This window comes from Streptomyces sp. NC-S4, assembly GCF_054353315.1.
This window is the reverse complement of sequence record NZ_CM135937.1, coordinates 3137134-3157324: the sequence shown is the minus strand read 5'-3', so window position 1 is coordinate 3157324 and position 20191 is coordinate 3137134. Positions and strand designations below refer to the sequence as shown.

Below are 20191 nucleotides of genomic sequence, written 5' to 3'. Positions count from 1 at the left end.
GGGTTTGCCCCACCACCGGTCCGCCGGGCGGCGTCATGGCTGCCGCCCCACCATGATCCGTAGCGTCGGAGCCACGATCAGGACGGCGACGAGAGGCGGCACACCATGGGGCTCCGACGACGGAACAGGCGGCAGCACGACGGGCACGACCTGCACGGGCAGGCCAGGCACGAGCCGTACGGCACCACGGCCGCCGTCGAGCTGCGCGGCGTACGGCGGTCCTACGGACGCGGGGACCGCGCCGTGCACGCGCTGCGCGGGATCGACCTCACCCTGCCGCGCGGGAGCTTCACCGCCGTCATGGGACCCTCCGGCTCCGGCAAATCGACCTTCCTGCAGTGTGCCGCCGGCCTCGACCTGCCCACCGAGGGATCCGTCCGGCTCGGCGGGACCGAGATCACCGCGATGAACGAGAACGAGCTCACCGAACTCCGCCGCAGCCGCCTCGGCTTCGTCTTCCAGGCCTTCAACCTGCTGCCGTCCCTCACCGTCGAGCAGAACGTGCTGCTCCCGATGCGGCTCGCCGGCGGCCGCTCCGCGCACGAGGGCCGGGCCCGCGCCGCCGAGCTGCTCGCCCGCGTCGGCCTGGAGGGCAAGGGCGGCCGCCGCCCGGCCGAGCTGTCCGGCGGCCAGCAGCAGCGCGTGGCCATCGCCCGGGCCCTCGTCACCCGGCCCGACGTGGTCTTCGCCGACGAACCGACCGGCGCGCTCGACACCACCACCGCGGCGGAGGTCCTCGGGCTGCTCCGGGACGCCGTCGACACCCTGCACGCCACCGTCGTCATGGTCACCCACGACCCGGCCGCCGCCGCCCACGCCGACCAGGTGCTCTTCCTCGCCGACGGGCTGATCGCGGACCGGCTGCCGCGCAGCTCCGCGGCGGCCGTCGCGACCCGGATGACCGCGCTCACCACCCGGCGCGTTCCCGCAGCTGCTGCCGCCTGATCCGCCGATCCGCCGATCCGCCACGGTCGCCGGGTCGCAGCGTCACCGCTTCCAGGGACCGACCCCCAGGTGCACGGTGTTCCCGAGGTCAACGGGCCGGGTCAGGCGCAGGCCCAGCCGCGGCGCGCCCGGCTTCGGCGTCACCTCCAGCACCCAGCCCTCCACCGGCGGCACGGTCACGTCGTTGATCCGGTCGCGCCACAGCAGTGCCATCGACGCGGTCTGCCCCGGCGCCAGCGTCACGCGCTCCGGCGGGGCGTCCACGGCCGGCACCTCGGAGGTGATGGGCGCCGAGCCGAGCCCGATCGTCACCGCCAGCAGCTGGTCCTGCTCGTCGAGCAGCCGCACCTGCGGATAGCCCTCCAGCACGTATTCGTCCGTACCGCAGTTGATCAGCCGGTAGCTCTCCAGCCGCAGCCCCATCACGGCGTCCCCGGACCCCTCGACGAGCCGGACTCCGCCCTCGGGGCACGGCTCCGGAGCCGGTTCGGGCGCGGCCGCACTTGCGGGCGCGGTTGCAATCGGGGTCGGGGTCCGGCTCGGGGCCGGGCTCTCCCTCGGCGCCCCGGTCGGCCCGGTCGGCCCGGTCGGCCCGGGAGCGGCCTTCGGCGCCGGCGGCGTCTCACACCCCGCAGCCCCGGCCAGCACCCCCGCCGCCACCGCGCCCCCGACGACGCCCCGCACCCACCACCTCGTGATCATCCGTCGAGCCTACGACGGCACGCGGGCCACTCCCCGTGGATTGGCCCGCCCCCTCGGCCCCGGCCGCGTCTAACGTGCCCCCATGGACCGCACGCTCGCCGCCGATCTCGCCCGGCTCCCCGAACTCCTCGACGCCACCCGCGGCGCCGCCGCCGACGTCCTCGCCACCCTGGACGCGCGTCCCGTCGTACCGCCCGCCGGAAAGCCGTACGAGCCCGAACCCCTCCCGGAGCGGGCCGGCGGCACGGACGCCGCGCTCGCCGCATTCCGCGACCGCTGGGAGCCGCGGCTGTCGGCCTCGGCGGGACCGCGCTACCTCGGCTTCGTCACCGGCGGCGCCACCCCCGCCGCCCTCGCCGGGGACTGGCTCACCGCCGTCCACGACCAGAACTCCAACTCCACCCTCGACGGCGGCGGCCAGGACCTCGAACGCGAGACCGTCGGCTGGCTCCGCGACCTCTTCGGCCTGAGCGCCGCCCACTCCGGCACCTTCGTCTCCGGCGCCACCATGTCCAACACCACCGGCCTCGCCATCGCCCGCGAATGGCTCGGCGAACGCCTCGGCGTGTCCCCGTCCGAGGACGGCGCGGCGGCCCTCGGCCCGGTCCGCGTCCTCTCCGGCGCCCCGCACTCCTCGATCGCCAAGGCCCTCTCGGTCCTCGGTCTCGGCCGCAAGTCCCTGATCCGGGTGCCCACCCTGCCCGGCCGCGAGGCCGTCGACCCCGCCGCCCTGGAACGGGCGCTGGCCGACACCCCCGGACCGGCCGTGGTCGTCGCCAACGCGGGCACCGTCAATACCGTCGACTTCGACGACCTCCGGGCGATCGAAGCCCTGCGCGAGCGCCACGACTTCTGGCTGCACACCGACGCCGCCTTCGGGGCCTTCGCCGCCCTCTCCCCGCAGCACGCGCACCTCGTCGACGGCCTCGACGCCTCCGACTCCGTCTGTGTGGACCTGCACAAGTGGCTCAACGTCCCCTATGACAGCGCCGTCCAGTTCACCCGCCGGCGCGACCTGCAGGCCCGCGTCTTCCAGAACTCCGCCGCCTACCTCGGCCCCCTCGGCGACCACCCCGACCTCGTCCACCTCACCCCCGAGAACTCCCACCGGCTGCGCGCCCTCGCGGCCTGGTTCACCCTCCGCGCGTACGGCCGCCAGGGCCACCGGGAGATCGTCGAACGCGACATCACCTGCGCCCGCGCACTGGGCGCGGCCCTGGAGGCGGACCCCGCCCTCACGCTCCTCGCCCCGGTCCGCCTGAACGTCGTCTGCTTCACCCTCGCCGAGGCCCCCACCCCGGAGCGCCTCACCGCCCTGCGGGAGGCGGTGGCGGCCGACGTCTTCGTCACTCCCACCGTCTACGGGGGAACCGCCGGCCTGCGTGCCGCGTTCTCCAACTGGCGTACCACGCAAGCGGACGTACGCCGGGCAGCGGAGGCACTCGGCGCAGCAGCAAGGGAGATCGCATGACGAACAGCCCCCTGACCCTGATCGAGGTCGAGTCCCTGGCGCGCACCGCGCACGAGGGCCAGACGGACAAGGCCGGCCGGCCCTACGCCGAACACCTCGCGGCCGTGGCCGAGGGCGTACGGCTGCGCGGGGGAAGCGCCGATCAGCAGGCGGCGGCCTGGCTCCACGACGCCATCGAGGACGAGGCCCTCAGCCTCACCTGGCTGGACGCGGCGGCGCTCCCGCAGACGGTGAAGGACATGGTCCTCGCGGTCACCAAGCGCCCGGGCGAACCGGTCGAGCAGTACGCGGCCCGCATCCTGGCCACCCCCGGCGCCCTGCTGGTCAAAGAGGCCGACCTCGCGCACAACGCGGACCCCGTACGCCTCTCCGTGCTGGACGGCCCCACGCGCGAGAGGCTGTCCGCAAAGTATGCGAATATCCGTTCTCTCCTGGGCCTCCCCACCCCGTGACCCGCGCTTCGCGCCCGAAATATTCCCGTCGAACCTGCGGTTGGCGGAAACGGAACCACGGCTGTTCGTCACGGGGCGTATAGCCGGGGCCCGTTGGTGGGAGGATGGTCCATGTGGGGGTGTGCCTGGCCGTGCGCCCCGGGCCGACCAGGGGACGACCGAAGGTGTGATCAGTAGTGGCCATTTCGCTGTCAGTGGTGGTTCTGTTGGCGGTCATCCTGGTGGTGCTGATCCGCGGCAACCACATCAAGACGGGCCCCGCCATCGTCGCGGCGCTCTTCGGCTTCTTCCTCGCGTCCAGCTCGATCGCGGACGACGTGAACCGTTTCCTCAACTCCCTCGCGACGATGATCGCGAACATCAAGCTCTGACCCCGGCGGGGCGTCACCTGGCGCCGTCCCGGGCCTGCTCGCGTCACCCGAGCCGGGCCTCGGCGAGCCCGCACCCCGAGGCCGGTGTCGTCCGTCCGCGCCGGTCGGACCAGGTCAGCCAGGGCTCTCAGTGGCCCACCGCCAATACCGCGCCGCGAAGAGCGGTAGCAGCAGGAAGAACAGCGCGACCGCGCCCGACAGTACGGCCAGCATGGCCGGTGAGCCGCCCCCGAGGTCTCCCTCGGTGGCGACGATCCGCGGATCCTCCGCCCGGTACCGGACCGTCAGCTGGGTGCCGGCCGGGTTCTTGCCACCGCTGCTGCCCGTCGGCAGATTCGTCACCACGGTCCGCCCGCCGGCCTCGAACTCGATCCGGCACCTGCCCAGCACGCACGAGCCGCCCGATCGCAACGTCGCCCGAGCCGGCTCGCCGTCGCGGAGCGAACGCAGATGCTGGGCGGCCGGAAGCAGAACCAGCGCCGACAGCGCGGCCAGCAGTAGCGCGATCGCCAGCGACGCCACCAGAGTCCCGCGAGGCCCCACGGGGCGCGCTGCGCTGTCCAATTCCCCCACCCCCGTTCCCTGCCGAACAGCCTTTCTGAAAGGCCGACTCGCCGACACCGGCCGATGTCGGCACACCCCCGCCCACCCCGGCTGCCCGATGTCGGCAACGAAGGCGCAGACCCGCAGCCCAGCAGGCCTTCCGGTGAGAGCGGGCCCGAGGTCAGCGTGGGGATTCGACCAGGCCGGTCTCGATGAGTTCCTTGGTCCGGGCGACGGCTTCCGCGATCTCGGGGTGCCGGCCCGCGGGAGGGTAGAAGTCGACCGCACCGACCGCGCCGTGGTTGGCCCACAGGCACGTGGTCATGGGAAAGGTCTCCAGGACGTTCTTCTGGCAGGTGATCGCGGCCGTCCTGGTGGTGACCGTCTCCGGCTCGCCGACCAGGGTGCGTTCGTCGTCCTCCGCCAAGGACTTGGTGTACACCGTCTTGACGGTCTTGAGCGGGTCCGGGACGGCCGCGTAGAGGTCGTACTCGGCCGCGATGTGCGGCGCCGCCACCGTCCGCCCTCCGACGGCAAGACTGATCCGGTCCGGGCCGTGGCAGACGTAGTCCTCGGAGTCCTTCTCGCCCTGGTGCGCGGGCAGGGACTCGTCCTCGCGGGCGCTGAGCCCGTACCGGACCGAGCCGCGCTTGCGGTCACACGTCATGTCCCGGACCGTCGGCACCCGGGACTTGTCGTACCGGATCCCGGTGTCCTTGCCGAGCGGCTCCGACTCCGGCTCCGAGGCGTCACCGGCGCACCCCACCAGCAGCAGCGCCAGCCCCACGGCCCCCACTGCGCCCTTCCAACCGCGCACGTTCGCGCCCCCTCGCTGCTCACACCTTCTGATGATCGACTTCGAAACCATAGGCGAGCAAAGCCGGTTGTCCGTCATCCGGTGAGGGGGGGTCGGGTCAGCGTCCGGAAGGGCCGGACCGAGGGCGGGAGTTAATCGTCAAAGCCCCCGGACAAGATCGCCGATCGGCCATTTCGCCGGTCGCACCCGGACGGTTTTCAACCGCCGGCATCCGCTCTGCGGGCTCGCCCGGCGCAGCCGCCCGCCACCCGTTCGGCCCGTGCCGCACCGCGTCTCCTCGACCGTCCGGTGCTGGTGGCGTCCGGTTCCGGTGATGCCGGGCGCGGATGTCCGGTGGGCTGCCACACCCCCGGATCGGGGCCGTCGGCGGGATCGTACATATAGGGGAGCGCGCGCCCTCTCGCCTGTTTTTCCGCCCGAGACCGAATCGTTTGCGATGCGCCGGAATTCCGGACCGCCCCCTCGGTCCGCGGCTTCGCCGGAATCGCCATCGAGGGACCCCCGTATTCCGGCCCGGCCCGTAAAAGCGCGAATGCGGAGCCCGCGCGGCCACGTCACCGCTCGTTCGGCGCCCGCGCCCCGGCGAGTCCGCCGCCGGCACCGGCCGACCGCTGCGGTCCGCCGGGCTCCGCGATCCCCCGGAGGCGTACGCCGGAGCCGCTCCCACCCGCGCTTCCATGATCTACCGCACACGGGGGACAGGCGGGAACGAGTCCCCTGCCCCCGGGAACGACGAAGGGCCAGGTCGAGGAAACGTCCTCCGACCTGGCCCTTCGTACTTCTGAGCGGGTGACGGGAATCGAACCCGCGTAGCTAGTTTGGAAGACTAGTGCTCTACCATTGAGCTACACCCGCAACGCGCGCGCCGCAGGTCCGGGGACCTCGGCACGGACAGCATCCTAGCGGGTCGCTCCCGGTGGGTGCACACCACATTCGGCGTCGTGGCGGAGGTCCGCCCGAAATGCCTCCGAAAACCCGGCGCATCAGAGTGTCTCCGGGCATGTACCCTACGTGTCGCACCGACGGGGTGTGGCGCAGCTTGGTAGCGCGTCCGCTTTGGGAGCGGAAGGTCGTCGGTTCGAATCCGGCCACCCCGACCAGCAGCAGTGTCTCCGCAAGATCGCGTTGTGGGCTGATTGCCGCTTGCGGTTACTATGCAAGCTGCGTGCCCGTGTGTCTGATGTACCGGGCCGAAGTCCGCCGAACCGCTGAATCACAGCGCGACGGCAGAATCCCCAGCAGTCAGCCACAAGGAGACCGAACCGTGAAGAGCGCCGTGGAGACCCTGAACCCGACTCGGGTTCGGCTCACTGTTGAGGTGCCCTTCGAGGAGCTCAAGGACAGCCTCGACGCGGCGTACAAGAAGATCAACCAGCAGGTCACGGTGAAGGGCTTCCGCAAGGGCAAGATCCCGGCCCGCGTCATCGACCAGCGCTTCGGCCGCGGTGCGGTGCTGGAGGAGGCCGTCAACGACGCGCTCCCGAAGTTCTACACCGAGGCCGTCAACGAGGCCGACCTGAACCCGCTGGGCCAGCCGGACGTGGACATCACCGAGCTGAAGGACGGCGAGGTCCTCGCCTTCACCGCCGAGGTCGACGTCCGTCCCGAGATCGAGATCCCGGACTTCTCCGGCATCGAGGTCGAGGTCGACGCCATCGAGGTCTCCGACGAGGACGTCGAGAAGTCCGTCGAGCAGCTGCGCGGCCGCTTCGCGTCCACCACGGACGTCGAGCGCGCCGCCGCCGAGGGTGACGTCGTCACCATCGACCTCGAGGCCAAGGTCGACGGCGAGGTGCTGCCCGACGGCGTCGCCTCCGACGTCTCCTACACCATCGGCTCGGGCGAGCTCCTCGAGGGCATCGACGAGGCCGTCACCGGCCTGGAGGCCGGCGGCGAGGCCACCTTCACCTCGCAGCTGAAGGGCGGCTCCGCCGAGGGCAAGGACGCCGAGGTCACCGTCAAGGTCACCAAGGTCTCCGCCAAGGAGCTCCCGGCGCTGGACGACGAGTTCGCGCAGCTCGCGAGCGAGTTCGACACCATCGAGGACCTCAAGGCGGACAGCCGCAAGCGCCTCGAGAACATGAAGCAGTACGACCAGGCCACGCAGGCCCAGGAGCGCGTCCTGGAGAAGCTGCTGGAGCTCGTCGAGGTCCCGATCCCCGAGAAGCTCCTCGCGGACGAGGTCCAGACCCGCAAGCACAACCTGGAGCACCACCAGCTCGGCCAGATGGGTCTGACCATCGAGAAGTACCTGGAGTTCCAGGGCAAGACGGTCGAGGAGTTCGACGCCGAGACCTCCGAGCAGGCGATCAAGGGCATCAAGACCCAGTTCGTCCTCGACGCGCTCGTCAACAAGGAGAAGCTGGGCGTCAACCAGGAGGAGCTCACCGAGCACCTCATGCGCCGCGCCGCTTCCTCCGGCATGTCCCCCGACCAGTTCGCCCAGGCCGTGGTCGAGGGTGGCCAGGTTCCGATGCTGGTCGGCGAGGTCGCCCGCGGCAAGGCCCTCGCGGTCGTCGTCGAGGCCGCCAAGGTCGTCGACACCAACGGTGAGGTCGTGGACCTGTCCGACGAGGACGAGGAGCAGGCCGCCGAGACCGTCGAGGCCGCCGTCGACGGTGACGACGAGGTCAAGGCCGAAGAGGCCAAGTAACACCCCGGGCGAAGCCCGCTGAGCAGTGCCCCGAAGGGCCCGGACACGTCGTGTCCGGGCCCTTCCGTATGGGCCCCGTAAGGCCCCTGGAGCTTGCGCTCCGAGCGAACAGTTCGGGAAGCGGGATGGCGTTGTCCTACCTGCGCGTTAGGGTCCATGAATACGAGGGCACGTGAGTACCCGGGCGCAGGCGGACCCGTCCGCTCCGGCCGGACCGGACCCCAGAACGAGACGCTGAGACGGCACATGGCCGTCGGAGACGAGCAGGTGGATACGTGACGAATCTGAAGCCTTACGCCGCGGGTGAGCCGTCCATCGGTGGCGGCCTCGGCGACCATGTCTACAACCGGCTCCTCGGCGAGCGCATCATCTTCCTCGGCCAGCAGGTCGACGACGACATCGCCAACAAGATCACCGCGCAGCTCCTGCTCCTGGCCGCCGAGCCGGAGAAGGACATCTTCCTCTACATCAACAGCCCCGGTGGCTCCGTGACGGCCGGCATGGCCGTCTACGACACCATGCAGTTCATCCCGAACGACGTCGTCACCATCGGCATGGGCATGGCCGCCTCGATGGGGCAGTTCCTGCTCACCGGTGGCGCCAAGGGCAAGCGCTTCGCCCTGCCGAACACCGACATCCTGATGCACCAGGGTTCCGCCGGCATCGGTGGCACCGCGTCGGACATCAAGATCCAGGCCCAGTACCTGCTGCGCACCAAGCAGCGGATGGCCGAGATCACCGCGTTCCACTCGGGCCAGTCCGTCGAGGCGATCATCCGCGACGGTGACCGCGACCGCTGGTTCACCGCCGAGGAGGCCAAGGAGTACGGCCTCATCGACGACATCATCTCGGCCGCGTCCAACGCGCCGGGCGGCGGCGGCACCGGGGCCTGATCCAGGCTCCACCGTCAGTACCCGTCAGCCGACAGCCCGCAGAACGCCACCAGGATGGTGAACACCCAGATGCAGAACAACTTCTCCGCGAGCGGCCTCTACACCGGCCCGCAGGTGGACAACCGCTACGTCATCCCGCGCTTCGTCGAGCGCACCTCGCAGGGCGTGCGCGAGTACGACCCGTACGCGAAGCTCTTCGAGGAGCGCGTGATCTTCCTCGGCGTGCAGATCGACGACGCGTCCGCCAACGACGTCATGGCGCAGCTGCTGTGCCTGGAGTCGATGGACCCGGACCGCGACATCTCCATCTACATCAACAGCCCCGGTGGCTCCTTCACCGCGCTGACGGCGATCTACGACACCATGCAGTTCGTGAAGCCGGACATCCAGACGGTCTGCATGGGCCAGGCGGCCTCCGCCGCCGCGGTCCTGCTGGCCGCCGGTACCCCCGGCAAGCGCATGGCCCTGCCGAACGCCCGCGTGCTGATCCACCAGCCCTCCGGTGGCACCGGCCGCGAGCAGCTCTCCGACCTGGAGATCGCGGCCAACGAGATCCTGCGCATGCGTGACCAGCTGGAGACCATGCTGGCCAAGCACTCGACGACGCCGATCGAGAAGATCCGCGACGACATCGAGCGCGACAAGATCCTGACGGCCGAGGACGCCCTCGCGTACGGCCTGATCGACCAGATCGTCTCGACCCGCAAGAACTCCCACTGATCCTTGCCGCCAGTTGACGCGGGCACATCGCCGGATTCGGCGATGTGAACCACGTCAAGGGGGCCCCGCACGGGGCCCCCGGCAAGGTACCGTCGGATATGAGGCACCAGGAGCGCTGAACCAGGCGTCTCCCAGGCGAAGGGGAAGCACCTCGTGGCACGCATCGGTGACGGCGGCGATCTGCTCAAGTGCTCGTTCTGCGGAAAGAGCCAGAAGCAGGTGAAGAAGCTCATCGCAGGACCCGGTGTTTACATCTGCGACGAGTGCATCGACCTCTGCAACGAGATCATCGAAGAGGAACTCGCGGAGACCTCCGAGGTCCGGTGGGAGGAACTCCCCAAGCCTCGTGAGATCTACGAGTTCCTGGAGGGCTACGTCGTCGGCCAGGAGCCGGCGAAGAAGGCGCTCTCGGTAGCGGTCTACAACCACTACAAGCGCGTGCAGGCCGGCGAGAACGGCGGCGCGCAGGGCCGGGACGACGCGATCGAGCTCGCCAAGTCCAACATCCTGCTGCTCGGCCCCACGGGCTCGGGCAAGACGCTGCTCGCGCAGACCCTCGCCCGCATGCTGAACGTCCCCTTCGCCATCGCCGACGCGACGGCGCTGACGGAGGCCGGGTACGTCGGCGAGGACGTCGAGAACATCCTGCTGAAGCTGATCCAGGCCGCCGACTACGACGTCAAGAAGGCCGAGACCGGGATCATCTACATCGACGAGATCGACAAGGTGGCCCGCAAGAGCGAGAACCCGTCGATCACGCGCGACGTGAGCGGCGAGGGCGTTCAGCAGGCCCTCCTGAAGATCCTGGAGGGCACGACCGCCTCCGTACCGCCGCAGGGCGGCCGCAAGCACCCGCACCAGGAGTTCATCCAGATCGACACGACGAACGTGCTCTTCATCGTGGGCGGCGCCTTCGCCGGCCTGGAGAAGATCATCGAGTCGCGTGCGGGTGCCAAGGGCATCGGCTTCGGGGCGACGATCCGCTCGAAGCGCGAGATCGAGGCCAGCGACCAGTTCCAGGAGGTCATGCCGGAGGACCTGGTGAAGTTCGGGATGATCCCCGAGTTCATCGGCCGCCTCCCCGTGCTGACCTCCGTGCACAACCTGGACCGTGAGGCCCTGCTCCAGATCCTGATCGAGCCGCGTAACGCGCTGGTGAAGCAGTACCAGCGGTTGTTCGAACTCGACGGTGTGGAGCTGGACTTCGAGCGCGAGGCGCTGGAGGCCATCGCGGACCAGGCGATCCTGCGCCAGACGGGCGCGCGCGGCCTGCGCGCCATCATGGAAGAGGTCCTGATGTCGGTGATGTACGAGGTCCCGTCCCGCAAGGACGTGGCCCGCGTGGTCATCACCTCGGAGGTGGTCCGCTCCAACGTCAACCCGACGCTGGTCCCCCGGATCGTCCCGAAGGACCAGGGCCCGCACGAGAAGTCGGCCTAGCAGCCGAGGGATTGAGGAGGGGCGTCAGGCCGATGGCCTGACGCCCCTCCTCGCATTCCGGACCATCTTGGTCGATAATCGGCCCCTGCATTCGATCTGTGATGCATTGGGTCGATTTCCTTGATCAACTCCGTATGTCGAACTTTCCACGGAGGGATGAGGAATGAAGAAGAAGCGCGCGGTCGGTGTCCTGGTGTCGACATTCGCGGCAGCCGCCCTGCCTCTGGTGGCCGCCTCGCCCGCGTCGGCCTCGTCTGCGGACTGCCAGGTCTACCTGCGCAACGTGGGCTACACGGTGGGCCCGCGGGTGCAGGATGCATGTGATCATGCCGCCGCCTGGGATTTGTCGGGCATGAATCGGCATGCCTGCTTCATGGCTTTGGTGAACCTCGGCGTGAAGCAGAACGACGCCTCTACTGCCTGTTACCAACTCGCCTGAAGTCCGGGAAGGATGGCGTGGGGCATGCATGATGCCCCACGCCTACCCGGATTGATCAGCTCTTGACGCGGGCGGTGTTGTAGAGCTTCGCGGCCAGCTCCGCGGTCTGTTCCAGCGTGTAGCCGGGCTTGTTCGCGAACACGGAGGCCACATCCGTGGCGGTGACCATGGTCAGGGTGCTGTAGTCGCCCCAGATGCACATCGGGAGGGTGAACTCCTTGGGACCCTTGGTCGACGTGTCCTTGACGGTGAGCTTCGCTTCCTGGCACTTCATCACGGCGCCCTTGAAGCCGGTCGGCGTCATCGCCTTGGGGCTGCCGATCAGTTGGACGTCGGACTTGCCGTCCTTCGCCGCGTTCACCTTGGCCAGGGCGAAGTAGCCGTCCACCGCCTTCTCCGGGTCGGCGATCTCGCCGTAGAGGCCCTTGAAGTTGAGGCCCTTGCCCGTCAGCGGGTTCTTCGGGTCGCCGGCTGTGTAGGTCATGCCGACCCGGGACGGGTTCTTGACGCCGCCGGCCTCGGCCTCCTTCTTGTCCTGGTCGCTGAAGGGCGGCTCTTTGTATGCCGGGTCCTTCTTGAAGTCGTCCACCGACTCCGGGGCGACCAGCTTGTAGCCCTTGGTGTCCGCGGAGATGCTGCCGCCCGCGCCGCCGCCCAGGAAGTACCAGCCGCCGCCCGCGATCACCGCGACCGCGACGACCGCGCCGATGATCACGCCGGCCTTGGACTTCTTCGGGGGCTGGCCGCCGTACGGGGCCTGCTGCTGCGGGTAGCCGTAGGCCGGTGCCGGGGGCTGCTGGGGGTAGCCCTGCGGGGGGACGCCCGGCTGCTGCGGGTAGCCGTAGCCCGGCTGCGGGGCCGCGGGCTGGCCGTAGGGGTTGGGCTGCGGGGCGGGCTGGCCGTACGGGCCGGGCGGCGGCGGGGGCTGCTGCCCGTACGGTCCCGGCTGCTGGGGCTGCTGCCCGTAGGGCCCTGGCTGGTTGTAGCTCATCCCGCGTCCCCCAATGAGGTTGCTTATCCGTTTCACACATCCTGACGGAAGCCAAGGGCGGTCAGGGCGCCCGGCCACGGGATTACCGGTTTCATGACTGGACTGTTACCGCTCTAAACTGTGCCCCGTGACCGAGAACACGCAGACACCCAGCAGCCCCGACTCCGAACTGCCGACCACGTACACGCCGGCCGAGGTAGAAGGGAAGCTCTACGAGCGCTGGGTAGAGCGCGGTTACTTCGAGGCCGACGCCAAGAGCGAGAAGCCCCCGTACGCGATCGTCATCCCGCCGCCCAACGTCACCGGCAGCCTGCACCTGGGCCACGCCTTCGAGCACACGCTGATCGACGCCCTCACCCGCCGCAAGCGCATGCAGGGCTACGAGACGCTGTGGCAGCCGGGCATGGACCACGCAGGCATCGCCACCCAGAACGTCGTCGAGCGCGAGCTCGCCAAGGAGGGCAAGTCCCGCCACGACCTCGGCCGGGAGGCCTTCGTCGAGCGCGTCTGGCAGTGGAAGGACGAGTCCGGCGGCCAGATCTCCGGCCAGATGCGCCGCCTCGGCGACGGCGTCGACTGGTCCCGTGAGCGCTTCACCATGGACGAGGGCCTCTCCGAGGCCGTCCAGACCATCTTCAAGAAGCTCTACGACGACGAGCTGATCTACCGCGCCGAGCGCATCATCAACTGGTGCCCCCGCTGCCTGACCGCGATCTCCGACATCGAGGTCGAGTACCAGGACGACGAGGGCGAGCTCGTCTCGATCCGCTACGGCGAGGGCGAGGCGTCCATCGTCGTCGCGACCACCCGCGCCGAGACGATGCTGGGTGACACGGCCGTCGCCGTCCACCCCGACGACGAGCGCTACAAGCACCTCGTCGGCACCGAGATCGAGTTGCCGCTCACCGGCCGCCGCATCCCGGTCGTCGCGGACGAGCACGTCGACCCCGAGTTCGGCACCGGCGCCGTCAAGGTGACCCCGGCGCACGACCCGAACGACTTCGAGATCGGCCAGCGCCACAACCTGCCGAACCTCGCCGTCATGGACGAGCACGCGATCATCACCACCCACGGCCCCTTCCAGGGCCTGGACCGGCTTGAGGCCCGCTCCGCCATCGTCGGCGCGCTGCGCGCCGAGGGCCGGATCGTCGCCGAGAAGCGCCCGTACACGCACTCCGTCGGCCACTGCTCGCGCTGCAAGACCACCATCGAGCCGCGTCTGTCGATGCAGTGGTGGGTCAAGGTCGGCCCGCTCGCCGAGGCCGCCGGTGACGCGGTCCGCAACGGCGAGGTCAAGATCCACCCGCAGGAGATGGAGAAGCGGTACTTCGACTGGGTCGACAACCTCCACGACTGGTGCATCTCGCGCCAGCTGTGGTGGGGTCACCGCATCCCGGTCTGGTACGGCCCGAACGGCGAGGTCGTCTGCGTCGGACCGGACGAGCAGCCGCCCGCCGGCGAGGGCTGGACCCAGGACACCGACGTCCTGGACACCTGGTTCTCCTCGGGCCTGTGGCCGTTCTCCACGCTCGGCTGGCCGCAGCGGACCGAAAGCCTGGAGAAGTTCTACCCGAACGCCGTCCTGGTCACCGGCTACGACATCCTCTTCTTCTGGGTCGCCCGGATGATGATGTTCGGCCTCTACGCCATGGACGGGACCCCGCCGTTCCGCACCATCGCCCTGCACGGCATGGTCCGTGACGAGCGCGGCAAGAAGATGTCGAAGTCCTTCGGCAACGTGGTCAACCCGCTGGACTGGATGGACAAGTACGGTTCCGACGCCGTCCGCTTCACCCTGGCCCGCGGTGCCAACCCGGGTGTCGACGTCCCGATCGGCGAGGACTGGGTCCAGGCCTCCAGCAAGTTCGCCAACAAGATCTGGAACGCCACGCGGTTCGCGATGATGAACGGCGCCACGATCGAGGGCGAGCTGCCGCCCGTCGAGCAGTTGTCGGCCACCGACCGGTGGATCCTGTCCCGGCTGAACGAGACGGTCGCGCAGGTCGACGCGTACTACGAGGACTACCAGTTCTCGAAGCTCAGCGAGGCGCTCTACCACTTCGCGTGGGACGAGGTCTTCGACTGGTACGTCGAGCTGTCGAAGACGACCTTCTTCGCGGGCGGCGAGCAGGCCAAGGTCTCCGGCCGCGTCCTCGGCGAGGTCGTCGACGTCATGCTGCGCCTGCTGCACCCGGTCGTCCCCTTCGTCACCGAGACGCTGTGGACCACGCTGACCGGCGGCGAGTCCCTCGTCATTGCCGACTGGCCCAAGGACAGCGGCTTCCGCGACGCGGCCGCCGAGGCGGAGATCGCTTCCGTCCAGTGGGTGATCACCGAGGTCCGCCGCTTCCGCAAGGAGCAGGGTCTGCAGGACGGCCAGAAGGTTCCGGCCCGTCTGGAGCTGGGCGCCACCGGGCTGGGCGCGCACGAGGCGGCCATCCGACAGCTGCTGCGCCTCCAGCCGGAGGGTGACTCCTTCAGCGCCACCGCGACCCTCCCGGTCGCCGGCGGCACCGTCGCGCTCGACCTGTCGGGCACCATCGACGTGGCGGCCGAGCGCAAGCGCCTGACGAAGGACCTGGGCGCCGCGGAGAAGGAGAAGCAGCAGGCCGAGGCGAAGCTCGGGAACGAGGCGTTCATCGCCAAGGCCCCGGACAACGTCGTGGACAAGATCAAGGGCCGGCTCGCCAAGGCCGAGGCGGACATCGCCCGCCTCCAGGCGCAGCTGGACGGCCTGCCGGCCGCCTAGCGGTCAGTACGCACGTGCACCGGAGAAGGCCCCCGCACCGTCGGTCGACGCGGGGGCCTTCGCCGTATCCCTTCCCCGTGGGAGGGCGGGTCTCACCGCGGACGACTGTCCGAAGTGCCCTAAATCACTACTTTTTCGTTTCCGGGCGATCCGAACCGGAGCGCTGACCACGGATGATGGAGGGCATGCGCGTCAAGCCCGTGGTCCCGGCCTTCGACCGGCTGGTGGCTCGTGGCCGCCGGCACACCGAGAGCTGGGCCCGGTCGCCGCGGGCCGTGGACGTGCTCACCGCGCTCGGCTGCCTCGGCCTGATGGCCCTCGACCTCCCGGGTCTGGCCGCCGCCGACAACTCGCTGAGCGGGCCGACCGCCGCCGTGGTCCTGGCCCTGGGCTGCACCACCCTGCTGGTGCGCCGACGGCAGCCCTGGGTCTCGTACCTGGCCGCGCTGCTGTTCATCGGGTGGCTGCACGAGCTCACCCTGATCCAGTTCGCCCTCTACTCGGTCGGCCGCTACCGGGGACGCCGGGCCGGGATCCTCGCCACCCTCGGGTACATCGCGTTCGCGCTGGTGCTGTTCTGCGTGCCGGACTGGCCCGCGCCCCGGGGGGAGACGCTCAGCGGCTTCCTCAGCGTCGTCGTGCCCATCGGGGTGCTCGCCTCCGCGGTGGGCATCGCCGCCTACCGGCACGACCTGGTGGGGGAGCTGACCGCCCGGCGGGCCGAGTCGGCCGTGCTCCATGCCGTCCAGCAGGAGCGCACCTCCGTGGCCCGCGACGTCCACGACTTCGTCGGGCGCGAGCTGACCCTGCTCACGGTCCGCTCCGAGGTGCTGTCGATGCGGGCGCGGGAGACGGCGTACGGGCCGGACTTCGAGGAGCTGGCCGACACCGCCCGGCGGGCCCATCTCGTGCTCAACGAGATCATCGTGCAGCGCGGGGAGCGGGCCTCGACCCCGGGCGTGGACGGGCTGCCGGCGCTCGCCGAGGAGAGCGGGCGGGCCGGTTCGCCCGTCCGGCTCGCCATGGACGAGGACGTGCACGGGCTCTCCCCGCTGCGGCAGGCGGCGGTCTACCGGGTGGTGCAGGAGTGCCTGACCAACGCCGCCAAGCACGCCCACGGGGAGACCATCGAGGTGTCGATCACGACGGACGGCCCGAGGCTGCGGATAGCGGTCAGCAACGCGCTGCCGGCCCGGACCCCGGGCCGGGCCCCCGTCTCGGCGGGTTCGGGCACGGCGAGCATGTCCGAGCGCGTACGCAGCCTGGGCGGGACCCTGACGGCGACGCGCACGCGGGACTCCTACGAGGTCGTCGCCACCCTTCCGCGCGGCTGAGGAGCTCAGGCCCTCGCCGGGGCGAGCAGGCCGCCCAGGGCGTCCAGGTCCTCCACGCAGCGGCCGGTGCCCAGGGCCACGCAGTCCAGCGGGTCGTCCGCGACGAAGACCGGGATGCCCGTCGCGGAAGCCATCCGCAGGTCCAGGCCGGGCAGCAGCGCGCCGCCGCCGGTCAGCACGATGCCGTGCTCCATCACGTCGCCGGACAGCTCCGGCGGGCACTCCTCCAGGGTGGTGCGCACGGCGGCGATGATCGCCTCGATCGGCTCGTCGAGCGCGGCCCGGACGTCCTGGACGGTCAGCCGGAGGGTCTTGGGCATGCCGCCGACCTTCTCGCGGCCGCGCACGGTGAAGGTGCGCGTCTCCAGCTCCGGCCGGTCCGGGACCGGCCAGGCCGATCCGATGCCGAGCTTGACGTCCTCGGCGGTGCGCTCCCCGATGAGCAGCGCGTGTTCCTTGCGTACGTGGTCCATGACCGCCGCGTCGAGCCGGTCCCCGCCGACCCGCAGCGACCTGGACGTGACGATGCCGCCCAGGGAGATGACGGCGACCTCGGAGGTGCCGCCGCCGATGTCCACGACCATGGAGCCGCGGGGTTCGGCCACGGGCAGCCCGGCGCCGATCGCCGCGGCCATCGGCTCCTCGATCAGGTGCACGACCTTGGCTCCGGCCCGGGTGGACGCCTGGACGATGGCCCGCCGCTCGACCGGGGTGACGCCGGAGGGCACGCAGATCACCATCCGGGTGCGGGGCCGCCGGCCCGGGACGGCCTTGCGGACGAAGTGCCGGATCATCTCCTCCGCGGCCTCGTAGTCGCAGATCACACCGCCCCTGAGCGGGCGGATCGCGGTGATGGAGCCGGGGGTGCGGCCGATGGTCTCCTTCGCGTCCGTGCCGACGGCCAGGGCGGTGGTGGTGCCCGCCTTCACGGCGACCACGGACGGCTCATCGAGGACGATCCCGTGCCCCCGTGCGTAGACGAGGGTGTTGGCGGTGCCCAGGTCGATCCCTATGTCGCGGCTGGATGCTGTCTTGTTGCTGCTGGCCTGCGGCATTCGTTCCCCTATCTGCTGCCGCAAGGCTTGCATAACGATCAGGTCGCTCCGGGCGCCGGAGGTCCCGAAACGGCCGGGCCGAAAGTCCCCCGGGTCCCCGTCCGTAGACTGGCCCTGTGAGTGACCAGCAGCCCGAGAGCCACGACCGCGACGACAACGACGACCTCGCCGCACCCTTCGACGAGTTCGACCAGATCGTGGCGGAAGAGTCCGACCGCGACCCCGACCTGGCGGTGATCGAGGCCGGCAGCCGCACCCTGCGCGCCCAGGCCGGACCGCCCCAGGGCGACCCGGTACCCGCCCGGCCCACCGACCCGGAGGTCGCCAAGGCGCTGCTGGAGGTGGAGCAGGAGCTCGCCACCCGCTGGGGCGAGACCAAGCTGGAGCCCTCGGTGTCGCGGATCGCGGCGCTGATGGACGTACTGGGCGAGCCGCAGCGCGCGTACCCGTCCATCCACGTCACCGGCACCAACGGCAAGACGAGCACGGCCCGCATGATCGAGGCCCTGCTGAACGCCTTCGAGCTGCGCACCGGGCGCTACACCAGCCCGCACGTGCAGTCGATCACCGAGCGGATCAGCCTCGACGGGGCACCGATCACCGCCGAGCGGTTCGTCGAGACGTACCACGACATCAAGCCGTACGTGGAGATGGTCGACGCCGCCGAGGAGTACCGGCTGTCCTTCTTCGAGGTGCTCACGGGGATGGCCTACGCGGCCTTCGCGGACACCCCGGTGGACGTGGCCGTGGTCGAGGTCGGCATGGGCGGCAGCTGGGACGCGACCAACGTCATCGACGCGTCCGTCGCGGTGGTCACGCCGATCAGCCTGGACCACACCGACCGGCTCGGCTCCACGCCCGGTGAGATCGCCGTGGAGAAGGGCGGCATCGTCAAGCAGGACGCGACCGTGATCCTGGCCCAGCAGCCGGTGGACGCGGCGCAGGTGCTGCTGAAGAAGGCCGTCGAGGTGGACGCCACGGTGGCCCGTGAGGGCATGGAGTTCGGGGTCGTCTCCCGCGAGGTCGCGGTCGGCGGCCAGCAGCTGACGCTGCGCGGTGTGGGCGGCGAGTACGACGGCATCTTCCTGCCGCTGTACGGCGCGCACATGGCGCACAACGCGGCGGTGGCGCTGGCCGCCGTCGAGGCCTTCTTCGGGATCGGCCAGGAGCACGCCCGGGTCCTGGACGTGGACACCGTGCGCAAGGCCTTCGCCTCGGTGTCCTCGCCGGGCCGCATGGAGGTCGTGCGGCGCAGCCCGACGGTGGTCCTGGACGCGGCGCACAACCCGGCGGGCGCGGCGGTCACCGCGGAGGCGGTCACCGAGTCCTTCGGCTTCAGCCGGCTCATCGGTGTGGTCGCCGCGAGTGCGGACAAGGACGTCCGCGGGGTGCTGGAGGCCTTCGAGCCGATCCTCGCGGAGGTGGTGGTGACGGAGAACTCCAGCCACCGGTCGATGGGCGCGGACGAGCTCGCGGCCGTCGCGGTCGAGGTCTTCGGCGCGGACCGGGTGCAGGTGGAGCCGCGGCTGGACGACGCCCTGGAGGCGGCGATCACCCTGGCGGAGGAAGAGGCCGAGTACGGAGGGGCCGGGGTCCTGGTGACCGGTTCCGTGATCACGGTGGGCGAGGCCCGCCTGCTGCTGAAGAGGGGCTGAGGGATGCGCACGCTGTGTGCGAGCACGCTGATCGGCGAGTTCTTCGTGATCGGCTTCGCGGGACTGGTCGCGATGAAGGACCCGGACCTGACCCAGGCCACGGTCTGGACCGTGTGCGGGGTCTCGATGCTGCTGTCGGTGCTGCTGTGCGGGATGCTCTCGCGTCCCGGGGCGGTGCAACTGGGCTGGGCCCTGCAGATCGGCCTGATCGCGAGCGGGTTCGTCGTGCCGACGATGTTCTTCCTCGGCGCGGTGTTCGCCGGGCTGTGGTGGTGCTCCGTGCACTACGGCCGCAAGATCGACACGATCAAGGCGCGCTGGGCGGCCGCCCAGGAGGCGCAGGGCGCCCCCGGGACGCCTGACGCTGCCTGACGGGTCCCCTGATCGGCCCTGTAGATTCGCCCTACCGCACCCGTTTGTCGCAAGGAGCCGCAACATGACCCAGCGCACCCTCGTCCTGCTCAAGCCCGACGCCGTCCGTCGCGGTCTGGTCGGCGAGATCATCGGCCGCATCGAGCGGAAGGCCGGCTGGACCATCCCCGCACTGGAGCTGCGTACGCTGGACCAGGAGACCCTGGAGGCGCACTACGGCGAGCACAAGGGCAAGCCGTTCTACGAGCCCCTCATGGGCTTCATGGCGAGCGGCCCGATCGTCGCCCTGGTGGTCGAAGGCGAGCGGGTGATCGAGGGTGTCCGCCAATTGGCCGGACCCACTGACCCGATCGCGGCGGCTCCGGGCTCCATCCGGGGTGATTTCGGCACGATCACGCGTGAGAACCTGATCCACGCCTCGGACTCGGAGGAGTCCGCCGAGCGTGAGCTGAAGCTGTTCTTCCCGGCGCTCTGAGCACTCTTTCCTGACGGAACATCAGCCGAATAGCGCTCACGACCTGGGGCGACCGAAGTAATTTCGGTCGCCCCACGGTATTTCCGGGCCGCAGCGGGAACGCCTGGGCAGGAC

Annotated in this window: 19 protein-coding genes and 2 tRNA genes; 15 read left to right on the top strand and 6 right to left on the bottom strand. The window is 70.3% G+C overall.

Features of this window, described 5'->3' with window-relative positions:
* The first annotated feature begins 105 nt into the window (after positions 1 to 105).
* Complete coding sequence (locus ACXNSR_RS13825) at positions 106 to 945, top strand: ABC transporter ATP-binding protein (protein ID WP_458642335.1); 840 nt, start codon at positions 106 to 108, stop codon at positions 943 to 945.
* A 42-nt stretch (positions 946 to 987) separates the two neighbouring features.
* Here ACXNSR_RS13825 and ACXNSR_RS13820 read toward each other — a convergent pair whose 3' ends face one another.
* On the bottom strand, positions 988 to 1647 hold the full coding sequence (locus tag ACXNSR_RS13820; RefSeq protein ID WP_458642334.1) for a DUF4232 domain-containing protein: 660 nt from the start codon (positions 1645 to 1647) through the stop codon (positions 988 to 990).
* Between the two features lie 82 nt (positions 1648 to 1729).
* On the opposite strand from ACXNSR_RS13820, the gene ACXNSR_RS13815 reads away from it, so the two are divergent.
* The 3 genes from ACXNSR_RS13815 to ACXNSR_RS13805 all read left to right on the top strand — a co-directional run bounded on the left by ACXNSR_RS13815 (position 1730) and on the right by ACXNSR_RS13805 (position 3941).
* Positions 1730 to 3118: a pyridoxal phosphate-dependent decarboxylase family protein gene (locus ACXNSR_RS13815; RefSeq protein WP_458642333.1), complete on the top strand. Its 1389-nt coding sequence runs from the start codon at positions 1730 to 1732 to the stop codon at positions 3116 to 3118.
* Complete coding sequence (locus ACXNSR_RS13810; RefSeq protein ID WP_458642332.1) at positions 3115 to 3570, top strand: HD domain-containing protein; 456 nt, start codon at positions 3115 to 3117, stop codon at positions 3568 to 3570. Before ACXNSR_RS13815 ends, ACXNSR_RS13810 begins: the two co-directional genes overlap by 4 nt.
* 176 nt (positions 3571 to 3746) lie before the next feature.
* The gene (locus ACXNSR_RS13805; RefSeq protein ID WP_030008564.1) at positions 3747 to 3941 is read left to right on the top strand and encodes a membrane protein; all 195 of its coding nucleotides are present in this window, start codon (positions 3747 to 3749) and stop codon (positions 3939 to 3941) included.
* Between the two features lie 114 nt (positions 3942 to 4055).
* Here ACXNSR_RS13805 and ACXNSR_RS13800 read toward each other — a convergent pair whose 3' ends face one another.
* The 3 genes from ACXNSR_RS13800 to ACXNSR_RS13790 all read right to left on the bottom strand — a co-directional run bounded on the left by ACXNSR_RS13800 (position 4056) and on the right by ACXNSR_RS13790 (position 6156).
* Entirely contained in the window at positions 4056 to 4463 is a 408-nt protein-coding gene (locus ACXNSR_RS13800; protein ID WP_458642331.1) for a hypothetical protein, read from the bottom strand.
* A gap of 202 nt (positions 4464 to 4665) precedes the next feature.
* Entirely contained in the window at positions 4666 to 5301 is a 636-nt protein-coding gene (locus ACXNSR_RS13795) for a hypothetical protein (RefSeq protein WP_458642330.1), read from the bottom strand.
* Between the two features lie 784 nt (positions 5302 to 6085).
* A tRNA-Gly gene (locus ACXNSR_RS13790) sits at positions 6086 to 6156 on the bottom strand.
* A 168-nt stretch (positions 6157 to 6324) separates the two neighbouring features.
* Between ACXNSR_RS13790 and ACXNSR_RS13785 the strand changes: the two genes are divergently transcribed.
* From ACXNSR_RS13785 to ACXNSR_RS13760, 6 genes are all read left to right on the top strand, one after another.
* Positions 6325 to 6401: transfer RNA gene (locus ACXNSR_RS13785), tRNA-Pro, on the top strand.
* Between the two features lie 164 nt (positions 6402 to 6565).
* Entirely contained in the window at positions 6566 to 7954 is a 1389-nt protein-coding gene (gene tig, locus ACXNSR_RS13780) for a trigger factor (protein WP_382507905.1), read from the top strand.
* Positions 7955 to 8229: 275 nt separating this feature from the next.
* Positions 8230 to 8847, top strand: coding sequence for an ATP-dependent Clp protease proteolytic subunit (locus tag ACXNSR_RS13775; RefSeq protein WP_150257433.1), 618 nt, complete (start codon positions 8230 to 8232; stop codon positions 8845 to 8847).
* A 54-nt stretch (positions 8848 to 8901) separates the two neighbouring features.
* The gene (locus tag ACXNSR_RS13770) at positions 8902 to 9567 is read left to right on the top strand and encodes an ATP-dependent Clp protease proteolytic subunit (protein ID WP_150257432.1); all 666 of its coding nucleotides are present in this window, start codon (positions 8902 to 8904) and stop codon (positions 9565 to 9567) included.
* A 153-nt stretch (positions 9568 to 9720) separates the two neighbouring features.
* Positions 9721 to 11007, top strand: coding sequence for an ATP-dependent Clp protease ATP-binding subunit ClpX (gene clpX, locus ACXNSR_RS13765; RefSeq protein WP_399911816.1), 1287 nt, complete (start codon positions 9721 to 9723; stop codon positions 11005 to 11007).
* Between the two features lie 163 nt (positions 11008 to 11170).
* The gene (locus ACXNSR_RS13760; RefSeq protein WP_266596495.1) at positions 11171 to 11446 is read left to right on the top strand and encodes a hypothetical protein; all 276 of its coding nucleotides are present in this window, start codon (positions 11171 to 11173) and stop codon (positions 11444 to 11446) included.
* Positions 11447 to 11501: 55 nt separating this feature from the next.
* On the opposite strand, the gene ACXNSR_RS13755 is transcribed toward ACXNSR_RS13760, so the two are convergent.
* Positions 11502 to 12437, bottom strand: coding sequence for a hypothetical protein (locus ACXNSR_RS13755; RefSeq protein ID WP_458642329.1), 936 nt, complete (start codon positions 12435 to 12437; stop codon positions 11502 to 11504).
* Positions 12438 to 12564: 127 nt separating this feature from the next.
* Here ACXNSR_RS13755 and ACXNSR_RS13750 point away from each other — a divergent pair, with 127 nt between their 5' ends.
* Both ACXNSR_RS13750 and ACXNSR_RS13745 read left to right on the top strand, forming a co-directional pair.
* A complete protein-coding gene (locus ACXNSR_RS13750) occupies positions 12565 to 15186 on the top strand; it encodes a valine--tRNA ligase (protein WP_458642328.1) in 2622 nt (873 codons plus the stop codon).
* Between the two features lie 185 nt (positions 15187 to 15371).
* Positions 15372 to 16520 carry a sensor histidine kinase gene (locus ACXNSR_RS13745; protein WP_458642327.1) on the top strand — a complete coding sequence of 383 codons (1149 nt, stop codon included), beginning with the start codon at positions 15372 to 15374 and terminating at the stop codon, positions 16518 to 16520.
* Positions 16521 to 16525: 5 nt separating this feature from the next.
* Here the strand turns inward: ACXNSR_RS13745 and ACXNSR_RS13740 are convergent, their stop codons facing one another.
* Positions 16526 to 17575 carry a rod shape-determining protein gene (locus tag ACXNSR_RS13740; RefSeq protein WP_458642326.1) on the bottom strand — a complete coding sequence of 350 codons (1050 nt, stop codon included), beginning with the start codon at positions 17573 to 17575 and terminating at the stop codon, positions 16526 to 16528.
* A gap of 116 nt (positions 17576 to 17691) precedes the next feature.
* On the opposite strand from ACXNSR_RS13740, the gene folC reads away from it, so the two are divergent.
* The 3 genes from folC to ndk all read left to right on the top strand — a co-directional run bounded on the left by folC (position 17692) and on the right by ndk (position 20077).
* Entirely contained in the window at positions 17692 to 19230 is a 1539-nt protein-coding gene (folC, locus tag ACXNSR_RS13735) for a bifunctional tetrahydrofolate synthase/dihydrofolate synthase (protein ID WP_458642325.1), read from the top strand.
* 3 nt (positions 19231 to 19233) lie between these two features.
* On the top strand, positions 19234 to 19602 hold the full coding sequence (locus ACXNSR_RS13730) for a DUF4233 domain-containing protein (RefSeq protein ID WP_458642324.1): 369 nt from the start codon (positions 19234 to 19236) through the stop codon (positions 19600 to 19602).
* Between the two features lie 64 nt (positions 19603 to 19666).
* The gene (gene ndk / locus ACXNSR_RS13725) at positions 19667 to 20077 is read left to right on the top strand and encodes a nucleoside-diphosphate kinase (protein WP_030008577.1); all 411 of its coding nucleotides are present in this window, start codon (positions 19667 to 19669) and stop codon (positions 20075 to 20077) included.
* Positions 20078 to 20191 lie beyond the last annotated feature (114 nt).

Bases quoted from the DNA above. Each gene is read 5' to 3' on its own strand.
- ACXNSR_RS13815 (WP_458642333.1), top strand. From the start codon at position 1,730: ATGGACCGCACGCTCGCCGCCGATCTCGCCCGGCTCCCCGAACTCCTC.
- ACXNSR_RS13730 (WP_458642324.1), top strand. From the start codon at position 19,234: ATGCGCACGCTGTGTGCGAGCACGCTGATCGGCGAGTTCTTCGTGATC.
- ACXNSR_RS13745 (WP_458642327.1), top strand. From the start codon at position 15,372: ATGCGCGTCAAGCCCGTGGTCCCGGCCTTCGACCGGCTGGTGGCTCGT.
- ACXNSR_RS13755 (WP_458642329.1), bottom strand. From the start codon at position 12,437: ATGAGCTACAACCAGCCAGGGCCCTACGGGCAGCAGCCCCAGCAGCCG.
- ndk (WP_030008577.1), top strand. From the start codon at position 19,667: ATGACCCAGCGCACCCTCGTCCTGCTCAAGCCCGACGCCGTCCGTCGC.
- ACXNSR_RS13760 (WP_266596495.1), top strand. From the start codon at position 11,171: ATGAAGAAGAAGCGCGCGGTCGGTGTCCTGGTGTCGACATTCGCGGCA.
- ACXNSR_RS13810 (WP_458642332.1), top strand. From the start codon at position 3,115: ATGACGAACAGCCCCCTGACCCTGATCGAGGTCGAGTCCCTGGCGCGC.
- ACXNSR_RS13825 (WP_458642335.1), top strand. From the start codon at position 106: ATGGGGCTCCGACGACGGAACAGGCGGCAGCACGACGGGCACGACCTG.
- ACXNSR_RS13740 (WP_458642326.1), bottom strand. From the start codon at position 17,575: ATGCCGCAGGCCAGCAGCAACAAGACAGCATCCAGCCGCGACATAGGG.
- ACXNSR_RS13770 (WP_150257432.1), top strand. From the start codon at position 8,902: ATGGTGAACACCCAGATGCAGAACAACTTCTCCGCGAGCGGCCTCTAC.
- ACXNSR_RS13820 (WP_458642334.1), bottom strand. From the start codon at position 1,647: ATGATCACGAGGTGGTGGGTGCGGGGCGTCGTCGGGGGCGCGGTGGCG.